Origin of the sequence: Bacillus sp. SA1-12 (genome assembly GCF_000981385.1) — a bacterium.
GTDB lineage: Bacteria > Bacillota > Bacilli > Bacillales > Bacillaceae > Metabacillus.
Genome location: NZ_LATZ01000113.1, coordinates 1 through 15,522, shown reverse-complemented (window position 1 = coordinate 15,522; position 15,522 = coordinate 1). Strand labels below are relative to the sequence as shown.

15 protein-coding genes and 1 riboswitch are annotated in these 15,522 nt (G+C 37.6%); of the genes, 6 read left to right on the top strand and 9 right to left on the bottom strand.

Features of this window, described 5'->3' with window-relative positions; translation table 11 throughout:
- The first annotated feature begins 80 nt into the window (after nt 1-80).
- The 3 genes from nhaC to WQ54_RS18575 all read left to right on the top strand — a co-directional run bounded on the left by nhaC (nt 81) and on the right by WQ54_RS18575 (nt 5,827).
- Nucleotides 81-1,457, top strand: a complete 1,377-nt coding sequence (nhaC, locus tag WQ54_RS18585; RefSeq protein ID WP_046586170.1) for a Na+/H+ antiporter NhaC — start codon at nt 81-83, stop codon at nt 1,455-1,457.
- A gap of 182 nt (nt 1,458-1,639) precedes the next feature.
- Nucleotides 1,640-1,819, top strand: a riboswitch (cobalamin riboswitch).
- Nucleotides 1,820-1,949: 130 nt separating this feature from the next.
- Nucleotides 1,950-4,232 (top strand): ribonucleoside-diphosphate reductase subunit alpha, encoded by a 2,283-nt coding sequence (locus WQ54_RS18580; RefSeq protein WP_231597575.1) that lies wholly within the window; start codon nt 1,950-1,952, stop codon nt 4,230-4,232.
- Nucleotides 4,233-4,780: 548 nt separating this feature from the next.
- Nucleotides 4,781-5,827 carry a ribonucleotide-diphosphate reductase subunit beta gene (locus WQ54_RS18575; protein ID WP_046586169.1) on the top strand — a complete coding sequence of 349 codons (1,047 nt, stop codon included), beginning with the start codon at nt 4,781-4,783 and terminating at the stop codon, nt 5,825-5,827.
- 95 nt (nt 5,828-5,922) lie between these two features.
- Here WQ54_RS18575 and WQ54_RS34345 read toward each other — a convergent pair whose 3' ends face one another.
- Entirely contained in the window at nt 5,923-6,036 is a 114-nt protein-coding gene (locus WQ54_RS34345; RefSeq protein WP_197089626.1) for a YhdX family protein, read from the bottom strand.
- A 239-nt stretch (nt 6,037-6,275) separates the two neighbouring features.
- Between WQ54_RS34345 and sda the strand changes: the two genes are divergently transcribed.
- Nucleotides 6,276-6,425: a sporulation histidine kinase inhibitor Sda gene (gene sda, locus WQ54_RS32865; protein WP_084822154.1), complete on the top strand. Its 150-nt coding sequence runs from the start codon at nt 6,276-6,278 to the stop codon at nt 6,423-6,425.
- Between the two features lie 89 nt (nt 6,426-6,514).
- On the opposite strand, the gene WQ54_RS18570 is transcribed toward sda, so the two are convergent.
- Nucleotides 6,515-6,934: a universal stress protein gene (locus WQ54_RS18570; protein WP_046586167.1), complete on the bottom strand. Its 420-nt coding sequence runs from the start codon at nt 6,932-6,934 to the stop codon at nt 6,515-6,517.
- A gap of 251 nt (nt 6,935-7,185) precedes the next feature.
- Between WQ54_RS18570 and WQ54_RS18565 the strand changes: the two genes are divergently transcribed.
- Complete coding sequence (locus WQ54_RS18565; protein ID WP_046586165.1) at nt 7,186-8,655, top strand: SulP family inorganic anion transporter; 1,470 nt, start codon at nt 7,186-7,188, stop codon at nt 8,653-8,655.
- 60 nt (nt 8,656-8,715) lie between these two features.
- On the opposite strand, the gene WQ54_RS33780 is transcribed toward WQ54_RS18565, so the two are convergent.
- The 6 genes from WQ54_RS33780 to WQ54_RS18545 form a co-directional block, all read right to left on the bottom strand.
- The gene (locus tag WQ54_RS33780; RefSeq protein ID WP_156178017.1) at nt 8,716-8,886 is read right to left on the bottom strand and encodes a transcriptional regulator SplA domain-containing protein; all 171 of its coding nucleotides are present in this window, start codon (nt 8,884-8,886) and stop codon (nt 8,716-8,718) included.
- Between the two features lie 166 nt (nt 8,887-9,052).
- Nucleotides 9,053-9,652, bottom strand: coding sequence for a DedA family protein (locus tag WQ54_RS18560; protein ID WP_046586162.1), 600 nt, complete (start codon nt 9,650-9,652; stop codon nt 9,053-9,055).
- 331 nt (nt 9,653-9,983) lie between these two features.
- Nucleotides 9,984-10,880, bottom strand: a complete 897-nt coding sequence (locus tag WQ54_RS18555; protein WP_046586161.1) for a YitT family protein — start codon at nt 10,878-10,880, stop codon at nt 9,984-9,986.
- A 253-nt stretch (nt 10,881-11,133) separates the two neighbouring features.
- Nucleotides 11,134-11,265: a hypothetical protein gene (locus WQ54_RS35310; RefSeq protein ID WP_269431578.1), complete on the bottom strand. Its 132-nt coding sequence runs from the start codon at nt 11,263-11,265 to the stop codon at nt 11,134-11,136.
- A 144-nt stretch (nt 11,266-11,409) separates the two neighbouring features.
- Entirely contained in the window at nt 11,410-12,999 is a 1,590-nt protein-coding gene (locus WQ54_RS18550; RefSeq protein ID WP_046586159.1) for a catalase, read from the bottom strand.
- 315 nt (nt 13,000-13,314) lie between these two features.
- The gene (locus WQ54_RS18545) at nt 13,315-14,298 is read right to left on the bottom strand and encodes a Gfo/Idh/MocA family protein (protein WP_046586157.1); all 984 of its coding nucleotides are present in this window, start codon (nt 14,296-14,298) and stop codon (nt 13,315-13,317) included.
- A gap of 202 nt (nt 14,299-14,500) precedes the next feature.
- Here WQ54_RS18545 and WQ54_RS18540 point away from each other — a divergent pair, with 202 nt between their 5' ends.
- On the top strand, nt 14,501-15,358 hold the full coding sequence (locus WQ54_RS18540; RefSeq protein WP_046586156.1) for a Cof-type HAD-IIB family hydrolase: 858 nt from the start codon (nt 14,501-14,503) through the stop codon (nt 15,356-15,358).
- 70 nt (nt 15,359-15,428) lie between these two features.
- Here the strand turns inward: WQ54_RS18540 and WQ54_RS32860 are convergent.
- Nucleotides 15,429-15,522, bottom strand: a 94-nt coding sequence (locus WQ54_RS32860) for an IS3 family transposase (RefSeq protein WP_156178016.1), incomplete at its 5' end; no start/stop codon positions are given.

Below are 15,522 nucleotides of genomic sequence, written 5' to 3'. Positions count from 1 at the left end.
TATTAGATTGATATAATATTCTTTGTTGTGCTTTTATGCAAAAAAGCATAAAAGCGTTTAAGTTATAAAGGAGCAAGTTTATGATAAAAAATACAGCTACGTTTCAATTTAAAGAAGCAGTTTTCATTTTATTTCTTATATTAGCGATTATTATTTCCAGTTTATTCGTATTAAAAACAGAGCCGCATCTGGCACTATTTAATTGTTTGATTGCTGTCTCTTTTCTTGGTTTGATCAAGGGTTATACATGGAAGGACTTAGAATCAGGGATCATCATGGGGATACAGAGAGGCATTCAGCCAATTATCATCTTGGCCTTAATTGGGATTTTAATTGGGGCTTGGATGTCCAGCGGTACGATACCAACCGTTATGGTATATGCTCTAACCGTGATCCATCCTGACTTTTTGCTGATTACCTCCTTATTTTCTTGTATGGTTATCTCAAGTCTTGTCGGAAGCTCCTTCACCACTATAAGCACAGTTGGAGTAGCTCTTATGGGTGCTGGGATGGCAGTTGGCCTCCCTGCCACTTGGGTCGCAGGTGCAATTATTTCTGGAGCTTGCCTTGGAGATAAAATGTCACCTATGTCTGATACAACGAATTTTGCATCTGGGGTATCTTCTGTAAAGCTTTTCACCCATATTAAACATATGACCAGAACAACGACTCCCAGTATTCTTATTACTATTGCTCTCTTTTATTTATTAGGCAGAATAGCACCGTCCCATACAGTATCTCTTATTGAGATGACAAATATGGTAACGATTATAAAAGACTATGTTCAAATTAGCAGTCTTACGTTGCTTTCACCACTATTGGTTATCTTTTTAGCTATTCGAAAGGTGCCTGTAATTCCTGCATTGATCGTTGGTATCATTTCGGCGGGAATCACTTCTTTCTGGTTGCAGGATGTACCTGTTGGCGACTTTTTTCATGTCTTACAAAACGGAACTACGTTTACAATCGAAAATGAACAGGTCTCAAATATGCTGAATCGCGGCGGCTTACAATCAATGATGTGGTCCATTTCACTCATTATAATCGCCTTTGCATTTGGCGGTATATTAGAAGCATTAAATATTATCCCTGCTTTATTGAACGGATTGATCGAACATATTAAATCTAAGGGTCAGCTTATTCTCTCAACAGCTGCTTCCTCCTTTGGGGTGAACCTTTTAACCGGTGAGCAATACTTATCGATTCTCATCCCTGGTCAATCCTTTAAAGGCTTATATGATAAAATGAAAATCGAACGAAAATATATGTCACGGACATTAGAGGATGCTGGTACATTGGTGAATCCTCTGATTCCTTGGGGAGTTAGCGGCGCCTTCTTTGCACAAACACTTGGTGTTTCCGTAATAGAATATTTGCCCTTTGTATCGTACTTATATTTATCACCATTCTTTTCAATCCTTTTTGGATTTATGACGAAAAGGAAAACCACTGTCTAATTACTATTGAGCGGATCTGGATTAAGCCAGATCCTTTTTGTTCCTCTGCAAAATTCTATGAATCTAGATAAATTTCGACAATTAGTAAGTATTGGTTGATTAATTTATATCTGTGCCTTATTATTGATATAGACGAATCATAACTATATATTGATATACTTATAAAATCAAAAACTATATATTGTATCTTTGCAAGTAAAGGCGCCTAACAGGCTGAAAAGGGAATCTGGTGAAAATCCAGAACTGTCCCCGCAACTGTAAGTGTGACGAACTGAGATTGCCACTGTACACATGGTGTATGGGAAGGCCTCAAAGTAGGACGAGCACAAGTCAGGAGACCTACCTTTTACATGCTAAGTTTCAATTTCTTCGGGGGCTGAGAAGATGAAACGATAGTAAGGATTAATGGGCTTTTTCTCCAATACTGCCCTGCTCTCTTATCTGTCGTTTTCCCCTCCCCCTTAGCAAAACGAACAGATGGAGGAATTTATTATGAATACAACTATAACCCCAGTTATTATTAGCGGGAATCATCAAGAAGCATTTGACCTGAATAAACTTACATCATTTATTAAAAACATACATCAGCATTTCCCTTCCCTGCAAATAGACGATTATCTTACTAGGATCGAAAACACCATTCTCCAAAGAGATTCATATACGTCTGAACAACTCACAAATTTGCTCATTTTAGAAGGACTATCAAATATTCATGAACTAGAGCCCGATTGGACCTATTTTTGTGCACAAATCTATTTAACTAAGCTTTACAAGGAAGCTGCTGCAAATAGAGAATATGATAAATCGCAAAAATACGGAAGCTTTTATCAATTGATTGAGATCTTAGTTACGAAGGGCCTTTATCACAGCAAGCTTCTTGATCAATACACTAAAACAGAGATTGAAGAAATTGGTTCATACATCAATCCAGAAAACGACAGATTATTTACATACATTGGCTTAAGAACCTTAGCTGACCGCTACTTAACACGTGATTTCTCAAAGCAAACCTATGAGCTTCCCCAAGAACGATTCTTACTCATAGCCATGACCCTAATGGCTAATGAAAATAAGCAACAACGCCTTGAGCTCATAAAAGAAGCGTATTGGGCAATGAGTAATCTCTATATGACAGTGGCAACCCCAACCTTATCAAATGCAGGTAAACCTGTCGGACAGTTATCAAGTTGCTTTATTGATACGATTGACGATAGCCTGCAAGGAATTTTTGACAGCAATACCGACATTGCGAACCTATCAAAATCAGGCGGAGGAATTGGAGCTTATTTAGGAAAAATTCGCAGTCGGGGAAGTGATATTAAAGGATTTAAAGGTGTTTCATCTGGGGTTATTCCATGGATGAAGCAGCTAAACAATACAGCGGTCAGCGTAGACCAGCTAGGACAGCGCAAAGGTGCAATTGCTGTTTATTTAGATGTTTGGCATAAGGATATTTTCTCCTTTCTCGATGCTAAGCTGAATAATGGTGACGAACGCATGCGGACCCATGACTTATTTACAGGCGTTTGTATTCCTGATGTTTTTATGGAGCAGGTGGAAACACGCGGTGATTGGTACTTATTTGACCCTCACGAGGTTCGCAAAGTAATGGGCTACAGCATTGAAGATTTTTATGATGAGGAAAAAGGAAATGGCAGCTTCCGTCAAAAATACTGGGAGTGTGTCAGCAATGATCAGTTATCGAAAGAAAAGGTCCCAGCAATTGAAATCATGAAACGTATCATGATCAGTCAATTAGAAGCAGGTACTCCATATATGTTCTATCGCGATGAAGTAAACAGACAAAATGCGAACGCACATCAAGGAATGATCTACTGCAGCAACCTTTGCACGGAAATCACGCAAAATCAAAGCGCAACGACAGTTGAAGAGCAATATACAGAGGATGGAAAAATCATTACCGTCAAAACGCCAGGAGATTTTGTTGTATGTAATCTCTCCTCTATTAATCTTGCAAAAGCTGTCACAGAAGATGTGTTAGAAAAACTGATTCCGATCCAAGTAAGAATGTTAGACAATGTGATTGATTTAAACACGATTCCTGTGCTTCAAGCCAAGTTGACCAATCAGAAGTACCGTTCTATAGGTGTCGGTACGTTTGGATGGCATCACCTGCTTGCATTAAAACAATTAAGATGGGAGCACGAAGAAGCAGTTCAATATGCTGACGAGCTTTATGAAAAGATCTCTTATCTAACGATTCGTGCAAGTATGGAGCTTGCAAAAGAAAAAGGCTCCTACTCCATATTTGAAGGTTCAGATTGGCAAACTGGCTCTTATTTTGAAAAGCGAGGCTATCTGTCAAAAGAAAGCAATCTTGACTGGGAGCAATTGAAGGAAGAAATAAAAACGCATGGAATTCGGAACGCATACTTAATGGCTGTTGCACCAAACGCATCGACATCAATTATTGCCGGAAGCACAGCAAGCATTGATCCGATTTTCCAAAAGGTTTACTCAGAAGAAAAGAAAGATTATAAGATTCCTGTTACCGTACCTGATTTAAATTCTACGACAACATGGTATTACAAATCAGCTTATTTTATAGACCAGCGCTGGAGCATTAAGCAAAATGCTGCTAGACAACGCCATATCGACCAATCGATATCCTTTAACCTTTATGTACAAAACACAATCAAAGCAAAGGACTTACTAGACCTGCATTTAACTGCATGGAAAGAAGGACTAAAAACAACCTATTACTTACGCTCAACATCAAGTGAAATAGAAGAATGCGAATCCTGCGCGAGTTAACCCGAAAAGCGCAAGGCGCCCGCCTATCGGTGACAAGCATAAGGCGAATAGGAATAGAAGGTGTTCTTTACCTTCAATTCCTATTTGACTTATGCCCTCGAGCCGATGGCGCCTGGAGCTAGACACCAATACTAAGTACAGACGTTTTTTTATTTTTCTAACACCTAAGAGCCTCGAACAGCCCCGACAAGCATAAGACGATTTAGAATAGAAGGTGTTCTTTGCCTTCAATTCTAAATTGGCTTATGACTCGAGGGGCTAGGCGCTGCAGCTAGACATTAAGACTGAGTACAGAGAGTTTTAGATTCTTCACAAACTAATGAGCCTTGCCATGCCCTGACAAGCATAAGGCGAATAGAAATAGAAGGTGTTCTTTACCTTCAATTCCTATTTGATTAGACCCTAGAGCCGATGGCGCCTGGAGCTAGACACCAATACTAACTAAGTACAGACGTTTTTTTATTTTTCTAACACCTAAGCGTCAGGTATACTCTTACGCAAATGCGTCTAATCTTCTAAATAGAGAATAGATAAAAGGAGCTCACTAAATGGAAAACACTACACTTATGAAACGAAAAATCATGGATGCTGCTGCTCCGAATCGTTCAACTGCGATTATTAACGGAGAGAGCTCGAATGTATTAAACTGGGATGATGTTGCCTATCCTTGGGCATTTCCGCGTTATAAAAAAATGCTTGCTAATTTTTGGACGCCATTTGAAATTAATATGGCTCAAGATATTAAGCAATATCCGGCCTTAACAGATGATGAAAAGGATGCTTTTTTAAAAATTATTGGACTTCTTGCCCTACTTGACAGCATTCAAACTGATTATGCTGGAAAAGTTGCTGACTATATAACAGATTCGAGCATCAATGCTTTAATGATCATCCTTGCCCAGCAGGAGGTTATTCACAACCATTCCTATTCATATGTCCTTTCAAGCCTTGTACCGAAACAAACACAGGATGAGGTTTTTGAGTATTGGAGAAATGAACCTATCTTAAGAAAACGGAATGAATTTGTAACTAATGGCTATCAGTCCTTTGCTGAACAGCCAACAATTGAACACCTGTTAAAATCGATCGTATATGATGTCATTTTAGAAGGACTCTTTTTTTATTCCGGGTTTGCTTTCTTTTACAATTTGGCACGAAACCAAAAAATGGTCGCAACAAGCACGATGATTAACTATATTAACCGTGATGAACAAATTCATGTCGATTTGTTCGTTCAAATCTATAAAGAAGTTTTAAAACAATATCCGGAATATGACACTGAAGAACTTGCAGAATTTGTAAAAAATACATTTATTAAAGCTGCCGAGCTCGAAATCGAGTGGGGACGTTTTATTATCGGTAATAAACTTGATGGAATCAATATGAACGATGTCAGTGATTATATCAAGTTTTATGCAAACGTCAGATGTAATCAACTTGGATATGAACGTCCTTTTGAAGGATACCGTACAAACCCTTTAAAATGGATTAAAGCTTATGAGGAAGTTGATTTAGGAAAATCTGATTTCTTCGAACAAAAATCACGTCAATATACAAAGGTTAACCATGTCGATAATGGATTCGACGATCTATAAGAAAAGGCGCAAGTGCCTTGACCTACCATAGTTAGTTTTATTACATTATCATTTCCTAAGAAAAAGAAAAGGGGAGCGAAATCGCTCCCCATTTTCTACTTATCGTTATCTCTATCTCTAACCTTTTCTTCTATTAGCTTAGCCTCAAAAATTTCTTCGTCTGTTTCCTGTTTAATACGTTCTTCCACTCGGATTCTACCTTTACCCATAAGATATCCCTCCTAAGAAAGCTTATATTCATTATGAAAAAGACATGACAAAAAGTAAACATAACAAAAGTACTAATCTACTGAAAATTTACAATTAAAATCAAAAAGTGACGTTTTCAATCAAAAACTTTACAACAATTTTCAACATTTGTTTGAAAATTGTTTAAAATCTATTTATTTGTGGTAAGAACCATTTAGTAAAGCCAATTAATAACTATTTGATTAAAGGATGATAAAAAATGAGGTTTTCAAACTTATCTAATGAAATATTACTGGAAAGCTATCAAGAATCCTGCAGATTGCAAATTAGCAATGATTTTATCAAAATGCTTGAAAGAGAGATTTTTATGAGAGGCTTGCCTTTACCCGCCAAATATGTAAAGCAATAAAAGAGAATGGATTAATATTTGCTGGGCTGGCACAAGAAAATAAATAGATTTTTTTGTCAGCCTTTTTGAACAAAATACCTTGAGCATAGCTATTTAACGATCATAACCGGGCACTCTGCACGTTTTGCAACCTTATGACTTACACTGCCTAATACCAATTCCTGCAATTTATTTAAACCTCTGCTGCCAATTACAACTAAATCAAAATGTTGATTATTGGCATACCTCACAATTTCTGGTCCAGGCTCACCCCTTAGTATTTCTACTGTATAGTTTATCTGCTGCTGCTTTAAAATTTCTTCAGTGGGTCTAATCCTGCGTAACCGCCTTTCATAGACAGCCTCCTTGCTTCCCTCAGATAATACATCAGATTTTGAGGTTGAATCATCTACAATATAAATGACCTTTATATGAGCATCATTACTTAATTTTGCAACTTCAGCAGCCTTTATTGCAGCTCGAAAAGCATGCTCAGATCCATCAGTTGCCAACAAAATGTCTTTGAACATCCATTCTCCTCCATTTTGCTTTACTACTATTCTACAGTACCGCTTACCTCTTTAATATAAAATTAGTTCTACAAAATTCTGCTTAAACCGGAGAAAATTCGAGTTAATCAATGAAAACAGCACAAGTACACGCTTACATAATAATATATATTTTCAATAAATGATGCTATAATGTTCTCCGTTATCAACGACCCGACTTTCATGAGAGTTGAAAGTCACCTAAAAATTTAATAAGAAGAAGAGGTGCTGTATTGAATACACAAACATTAAAACAACAATGGTTCGGAAATATCCGCGGGGATATCCTTTCAGGCATCGTGGTCGCCTTAGCCCTTATTCCTGAAGCAATTGCGTTTTCGATTATCGCTGGTGTTGACCCGATGGTTGGATTGTATGCCTCATTTTGTATCGCCGTCGTAATTGCATTCGTAGGCGGAAGACCGGGAATGATTTCTGCAGCTACAGGGGCAATGGCGTTAGTAATGGTTACGTTAGTAGCTGAACACGGGCTGCAATATCTCCTTGCCGCAACGATCTTAACTGGAATGATTCAAATTATTCTCGGTGTTCTTAAAATAGGCAGATTGATGAAGTTTATTCCACGTTCTGTTATGGTTGGCTTTGTAAACTCCTTAGCCATTTTAATTTTTATGGCACAACTGCCCCACTTTGTTGGTGAATCATGGATTATGTACGCAATGGTTACCGGATCATTAGCCATTATTTACATTTTTCCTAGGTTTACAAAAGTTGTTCCATCACCGCTTGTAGCCATTATCGTGATGACGATTTTTGCAGTTTTATCTGGCGTTTCGGTTCGTACTGTCGGTGATATGGGAGAATTAACACAGGCATTACCAATGTTCTTAATTCCGCAAATCCCGTTTAATTTTGAGACGTTGCAAATCATCCTTCCTTATTCTATCGCATTAGCACTTGTCGGATTATTGGAATCACTTTTAACCGCACAAATTGTTGATGATCTGACAGATACGGAAAGTGATAAAAACAAAGAAGCAAGAGGACAAGGAATCGCCAATATTATCGCTGGATTTTTTGGAGGTATGGCAGGCTGTGCGATGATTGGCCAATCTGGTATCAACGTTAAATCTGGCGGGCGCGGTCGTTTGTCTACTCTTATTGCTGGTGTTTTCCTGATGATCTTAATCATTTTGCTAAACGATATTCTAGTGCAAATTCCAATGGCTGCTTTAGTCGCTGTTATGATTATGGTATCAATCGGTACATTTGACTGGTCTTCACTGAGAAAGCTGCACGTTATGCCGATTACGGACTCAGCTGTGATGATCGTAACAGTTGTCACTGTCGTCTATACACATGATTTATCTAAGGGAGTAATTGCAGGTGTAATCCTTAGTGCGGTTTTCTTTGCAGCTAAAATTTCAAAGGTCCATGTGGAAACAAAACTTGATGAAAGCTATCAGAAAACCTATATTGTAAAAGGGCAATTATTCTTTGCCTCTGCTACAGATTTGGTGGCAAGCTTTGACTATAAAGAAGATATTCAGCATGTGGTTATTGACTTAAGCCAGGCACATTTATGGGATGATTCAGCTGTTGGAGCGATTGATAAAATTGTTTTCAAATTTAAACAAAATGGTACTGAAGCGAGAATTGTTGGTTTAAATCAAGACAGTTCAATACTTGTCAAAAAACTCGCTGTTTATGACAAAGCAAATGCTAAAATGGCAAATCATTAATCGTAAGAGAGCCTGATCCAAAAACGGATCAGGCTCTTGTTAGTTTTTAAGGAAACCATGTTATTGTTCATCTTCTGTTGATGTTTCTTTTGCAGATACATCCTCATCTGATAAAAGATGAAACGATTGCGTTAAGATTAATGCCGAGCGGTTTTCATCCTTTGGGTGAGGCACAACTTCAGCCTGTGCAAAAACTTCATTATTATAAAAGTCTTCTTCTTTTTGATCCATATCACTTAGTCCTTTCTATTTAAGGTTGTTTACATTTTTACCTTTGAATAGAAAATTATGAGGAAAAGAATCTATAATTATTTTAACAATTGCACAGAAAGAGACTCTTTTCATAAACTTTGTTGCTAGTTACCAAGTAGTCCTAAGCCAAAGTCCGACTTACCTTTCATTCAGTTGTACGGGGTGTTTTATACCTCTTTACTAAGTAATAGACAATGGCCATAAGCACAGCAAAGCTCGTGATAGGAATAAGATATGGCCGGGCAACTTCTTTTATATACATCCAGTTGCTGCCTAACTCGATCCCTAAATATAAAAAGAAAATCGTCCAAGGAATCATCGCGGCAACAGTGTAAAATGTAAATTTCCATAAAGGCATTTTTGCAATTCCTGCAGGGATACTTATCGCATGTCTGACTACTGGAATAAATCTTGCCCCGAAGATCACTCCAGAGCCATATTTTTCAAACCATGATTCAGCAACATCTAAATGGTGATTTTTTATAAGCAGAAATTTTCCGTAGTTCTCAAGAAAGGGTCTTCCTCCATAACTGCCAAGCCAATATAAGATTAGTTGAGCAATGGTTCCGCCAATCACACCTGCTGCAAACGCTCCTAAAAAGCCGACTTTTCCAATAACAATTAAGTACCCGCCATATCCAAGAACGATTTCACTTGGTATTACCTCAAGCATTAATCCAATTGCTATTCCCAAATACCCAAGGCTTGTCAGCCATTCTAATATATCGAGAATTGCTTCCTCCATTCATTCACACCCCTACCCTTTATATCGTTGGGAAACTGCAAAAGCCCTGTACAGTTGATTATCCATTTGACCGCCAGCTCCGAAGCATAGGAAGTGCAAGTGCAGTCAGTACGACAGGACGTTGACTGCCAGCTGCTAGCCCCCCAAGTCTAGCCACTCTGGAATTGAAGAAAAAACGTCTCCATTTCTAAGCTTCTCATGCCTTTTGGGTCTGTTCAAGGTACTTGCGTTTTTGTATAGTCCAAGCATCTCTTGTCCCTATATACGTATGAATGAATGGGGGAAAATAATCCTTTTCCCAAAAACTTTATGAGGTGAATTTGTAGCCTTATTAGTGAATATCCTTTTTCTTGAATCTTCCCCCGCGAACCTCTGCAATATTGGCCACCGCTAAAAAGGCAGATGGATCATGGTCTTCTACAATCGATTTTAATTTTGCTTCCTCTAAACGGGTAATGATACAGAAAATAACCTTCTTATCATCTCCTGTATAAGCACCTTCTCCATTGAGGTAAGTAACACCGCGTCCCAGCCGGGCTAAAATAGCATCTCCAATTTCCCTGTACTGATCACTTATAATCCATGCAGACTTTGATTCGTCAAGTCCTTCGAGAACAATATCAATTGTCTTAAATGCTACGAAATAAGCAATTAATGAATACATGGCTCTGTTCCAGCCAAAGACAAAACCAGCGCTTCCAAGTATGAAGATATTAAAAAACATAATAATTTCACCAACTGAAAAAGGAAGCCTCTTATTTGCAAGAATAGCTAATATTTCAGTACCATCTAAAGATCCGCCATATCGGATCACAATCCCCACACCAACACCTAAAATAATTCCGCCAAATACGGTGGCGAGAAGCAAATCCTCTGTAAAAGCAGGTACAGGATGGAGCAAACTTGTAGCAATAGATAGAACGATAATGCCAAACAAAGTTGATAGAGCAAATGTTTTTCCTATTTGTTTATAGCCAATAAAGAAAAAAGGAATGTTTAACAGGAAAATAAATAGTCCTAACTTCCAACCTAATAAATGAGAAAGAATAATCGAGATCCCGACAATGCCCCCATCAATTACCTTGTTGGGAACTAAAAAAATTTCTAAACCGACTGCCATTAACACGGCGCCAATAAAAATGAACAAGATTCTTTTTAATAATTTAGATTTACTTAACCCTTGATGTTGTTTAATTTCTCTCTGTAATTCAGCTGGTATTTCTGTCATAAAAGCCCCCCTAATTTCATTAACGTATACTTTATTTGTCCTTTCATTATAACGTACATTCATAAAATAGTGGATTTTAACGGCTTAGATGTTTTTACTATGACTAAAAAAAGCTTGGGGCCGTTTTCCAATAGTCAAGAACGGACCCAAGCCTTTTTAATTGTTTTATCCCATTCTTAACGGGCAGTAATAGCTTTCACTGTTAATTAGGTGAATTGGGATAACTGCCCCTGATGATCCGATAAGTCTCGCTTTATTTTCTTGACTTTTTTTCGTTGTGCTTTGTTTCGGCTAAATCATTCCCAAAGTCTTTATCAGTATTGATGGCATCACTTGCTTTTTTCATTTTCTTTTGTTGATTTTTGTGACTATCTCTTTCAGCCATTTTCCTTGCTCCTTTCTATTATAGGCTCTATTAAACTTGTCTGTTGATTTTTGCTACAGGCACAAAGCTTTCTTAGGGTGATCCAGGAGACTCCTATTTTATTTCTGCTATTGCACTGATCATTATGCCCTAATACTAAGAATATTAATAAGGATCAGCTTTATGGCCTTTTTCCACAGCATTCTTTGTTGCATGATCCCCTTCTCGATTACCAAGAGGTTTTTGGCTGGATCCTTCCTTAGCAGATTGTGCCAGGCCTTCTCTTAATCTGCGGCCATACTCTTCATCTGCTTCTTCAGCAAGAGCAAGCATTTTATCTTGTATTCTTTGGTCACATTTTGATAGATCGTTTACAAGGTTGGAAATTAATTCATCTTTTTCCCATTGTTCGAATCTGCGATACGTTTCACCAGCTTGTTTTGTATTGCTTTGGCGATCGATTGACTCTCGAACTAAATTCCCTTCAATTTTTGGTGTGTATTCTTTTCCATATTGTTTAGCTTCTTTTAATCCTCCTAATAACGAGGGCTCATAATTAATATGCGGATTTTGTCCTGGTGCACGGTCCACTTTATACTGCATTTGACCACCGCTTTGATTTGTCGCTACCCGTTTTTTCGGAGCATTAATCGGAAGTTGTAAATAATTAGCACCGACCCGATAACGTTGAGTATCTGAGTAAGAAAATGTTCTCCCTTGAAGCATTTTATCGTCGGAAAAATCAAGTCCATCAACTAAAACTCCTGTACCGAAGGCAGCCTGCTCCACCTCTGTAAAATAATCTTCAGGATTTTTATTTAATACCATTTTTCCGACTGGCAGCCATGGGAATTGATCTTCCGGCCACAACTTCGTGTCATCAAGCGGATCGAAATCCAATTCAGGGTGTTCGTCGTCACTCATAATTTGCACAAGTAACTCCCATTCCGGGTAATCCCCCTTCTCAATTGCCTCATATAAATCCTGGGTAGCATGGTTAAAGTTTTTCGCTTGAATTTCTTCTGCTTCCTTTTGTGTCAAATTTTTTATACCTTGCTTTGGTTCCCAATGATACTTTACAAGTACGGCTTCTCCTTCACTATTTACCCATTTATATGTATTTACCCCTGAACCCTGCATCATACGGTAATTAGCAGGTATGCCCCATGGGGAGTAAACAAAGGTTACCATATGGAAGGTTTCAGGTGAATTGCAACAAAAATCAAAGAACCTTTCACTATCTTGAATATTCGTTACTGGATCTGGTTTAAAGGCATGAATCATATCAGGAAACTTCACCGCATCACGGATAAAAAATATTTTTAAATTATTTCCAACCAAATCCCAGTTTCCATCTTCTGTATAAAATTTAACAGCAAAGCCACGCGGATCTCTTAGGGTTTCAGGAGAGTGCCCGCCATGGATAACAGATGAAAAACGAACAAAAAGAGGTGTCCTTTTCCCTTTTTCCTGAAATAATTTTGCGCGAGTGTATTTTGAAACAGGTTCGTTTCCAGCTGTACCATAAGCCTCGAAATAACCATGTGCTCCTGCACCACGAGCATGAACTACGCGTTCAGGAACACGTTCTCTATCAAAATGACTGATTTTTTCGATAAAATCATAATTTTCTAAAGTGGCTGGGCCGCGATTTCCAACAGTTCTTATGTTCTGATTATTAGTTACTGGATGGCCTTGCCTGTTTGTAAGTGTATCCTCGTTTTCTTCATTTGTTTTTGGAATATCATTAGTCACCCGTTTCCCTCCTAATATAGCAATAAAATTTTGGGATTTTATGGTTAATCCGCATTTCCAACTTTACTATACCCCTTTAAGAAAAATATATTCCTTTTTTCTTCTTGAATTATGGAAATAGAAGGGTTTAACTTAAGACAATCGGCTAATAGCCTATTTCTTTAAATCCCCCTTCTAATATCATGCTAAAAAAAGAACACAAATTTTAACATTCACATCTGTGCTCTAATTAACAACAAGGTCTGCAAAAACAGTCAAATAGAAAGAGGACAGTTCCTCATCATTTCCAATGAGAAACTGTCCCCAATACTCTAATTACTTATCTGCCGGATAAACTAACCCTATTTGGTTTCTAGCGTCTTCTATTATTTTTGCTGTCACAATCGAATTTTGATGGGAGTTTAAATCGGATTGTTTTTTCTTCGCTGTAACCAATTCGATAAATTCCTTAGCTTCATAATACATGCTTTCTGAATCTTGCGGTCTTGTAATATCTTCAATACGTCCATCTTTATACTGAATTTTTACATTTTCCGGTGTGTGAATCTTATCAATGATGATACTGCCATTTTCTCCTTGAATTTCAGAAGGAACATAGGAGTTTGTAATTTTAGAATACATGATGACCGCATCCATTTCATCATATGTAAGCAATAAACTTCCCTCTCCGTCTACACCTGACTCGAGCATATAACTTGAAGCTTTTATTTGCTTCGGTTCTCCAAATAACACCACTGCAGGGTAAACACAGTAGATCCCAATATCCATGAGTGCCCCATTTGAGAATTCCGGGTTGAAGGCATTTAAGACAATACCTTCTTTATATTTGTCATAGCGAGAAGAATATTGACAATAGCTTGCAAAATAACGGCGAACTTGTCCAATTTTATGCAGATTTTCTTTGATCGCTAAAAAATTAGGCAAAAAGCTGGTTTTGAGAGCTTCCATCAAGACAACAGAATTTTCATTCGCCGACTTTATCATTTCATTTAGTTCCTTTGTATTTGAAGCAATTGGCTTTTCACAAAGAACATGCTTCCCATTACTCATGCATAAGATTGCTTGTTGTGCATGCAGTGAATTAGGACTTGCAATATAAACCGCATCAAAAGTGTCGCTGCTTGTAAATTCCTCTAGATCTGTAAACGTATGCTTTATGTTAAATTTACCAGCAAATTCTACTGCCTTTTCACTCGTTCTGGAATATACAGCTGTAAGTGAAAAGTCCTCTACTTTGCTAGCTGCTTGAATAAAGCTTTCCGTAATCCAGTTCGTACCGATAATTCCGAATCGAACCATGCTAATCCCTCCATAACACTCATTTCTCTTGGAAAGTATAACTTTTTTTCACAAAAAGAAAAAGCTTTTTGAAGTTTTACTAATTTTTCATGCTTTTTTACTAATTAATTATCGAAAAATATGTCATAATAGATAATTGAGTTATCATGCACTTTATTTTTCATTTATTTAGAATCCAATCGTTGCAAAGGAGACACACCAGATGAAAAAATTAATCGCAATTGACCTTGATGGAACATTGTTATCTTCAAACATTGAAATCTCAAAAGAAAATGTGGACGCGATTCAAAAAGCACAACAAGCTGGCCATGTCGTAATGATTTGTTCAGGCCGAGCACCTGAAGATATCAAACAGCTTATTGAAAAAACACCGCTTGATTGTCCTGTAGCAGGAAGCAATGGCACAAAGGTACTTGCAGACGGTAAATTATTAAGTCAAATTTCCATAGACAAAGAAAGCGTGAAGGAAGTTGCTGCGATCCTTAACGAAAAAAAATACCCATTTAAACTTTATACAAGCCACGGGATATTAGTTGCTTCCACTTGGACAGAGCGTATGCTGGCATTCCTTGAGCAAAATCAGGAATTCAGCAGCGGTCTAACTCCTAAAGAATATAAATTCCTGACTGAACAACCACAAGAAACCGATACAATTAAACTCTTTGATGAAATTGAAGATGTCCTAAAGATTGAAGAGATTGCTATTCAAAAGTTCTTCATTCCAACTATTTCAGGAAAAGACGAACTTATCGCTACTCTTAAAGCCTTTGAGGGCATTTCAATTACAACTTCAGGTCCATTTAATATTGAAATTATGGATACAAATGGACATAAAGGAAACGGTATTAAAGTAATGGCTGAGTATTTTAATATTCCAATTGAAAATACGGTAGCAATCGGAGATAATTTCAACGATGTTCCAATGTTAGAGGCTGCCGGGCTTTCCATTGCAATGGGCAATGCTGACCCAACGGTTAAAGACATTGCTGATGTCGTGACATTAACAAATAATGAGCATGGAGTTGCACACGCAATTGAAACATATGTTTTAGCAAAGTAACCTCACTTTTCTTCTTATCTTAAAAAGCTAACAAGCAGTTGATCTGACCCAATAAAGTTAGACAAAAAGATTAGGCAGCTTCTAAGACCTGAGTCCGGTATTCTATTGGACTTAGGTCATTTAATTTTGCCTTCATTCGTTTGTGATTGTAATAATAAATATAT

Excerpts from the sequence above, each read along its gene's own strand:
- WQ54_RS18540 (WP_046586156.1), top strand. The coding sequence starts at position 14,501 with ATGAAAAAATTAATCGCAATTGACCTTGATGGAACATTGTTATCTTCA.
- WQ54_RS33780 (WP_156178017.1), bottom strand. The coding sequence starts at position 8,886 with ATGGATCAAAAAGAAGAAGACTTTTATAATAATGAAGTTTTTGCACAG.
- WQ54_RS18580 (WP_231597575.1), top strand. The coding sequence starts at position 1,950 with ATGAATACAACTATAACCCCAGTTATTATTAGCGGGAATCATCAAGAA.
- WQ54_RS18555 (WP_046586161.1), bottom strand. The coding sequence starts at position 10,880 with ATGACAGAAATACCAGCTGAATTACAGAGAGAAATTAAACAACATCAA.
- nhaC (WP_046586170.1), top strand. The coding sequence starts at position 81 with ATGATAAAAAATACAGCTACGTTTCAATTTAAAGAAGCAGTTTTCATT.
- WQ54_RS35310 (WP_269431578.1), bottom strand. The coding sequence starts at position 11,265 with ATGGCTGAAAGAGATAGTCACAAAAATCAACAAAAGAAAATGAAAAAA.
- WQ54_RS34345 (WP_197089626.1), bottom strand. The coding sequence starts at position 6,036 with ATGGGTAAAGGTAGAATCCGAGTGGAAGAACGTATTAAACAGGAAACA.
- WQ54_RS18545 (WP_046586157.1), bottom strand. The coding sequence starts at position 14,298 with ATGGTTCGATTCGGAATTATCGGTACGAACTGGATTACGGAAAGCTTT.
- WQ54_RS18560 (WP_046586162.1), bottom strand. The coding sequence starts at position 9,652 with ATGGAGGAAGCAATTCTCGATATATTAGAATGGCTGACAAGCCTTGGG.
- WQ54_RS18570 (WP_046586167.1), bottom strand. The coding sequence starts at position 6,934 with ATGTTCAAAGACATTTTGTTGGCAACTGATGGATCTGAGCATGCTTTT.
- sda (WP_084822154.1), top strand. The coding sequence starts at position 6,276 with ATGAGGTTTTCAAACTTATCTAATGAAATATTACTGGAAAGCTATCAA.
- WQ54_RS18575 (WP_046586169.1), top strand. The coding sequence starts at position 4,781 with ATGGAAAACACTACACTTATGAAACGAAAAATCATGGATGCTGCTGCT.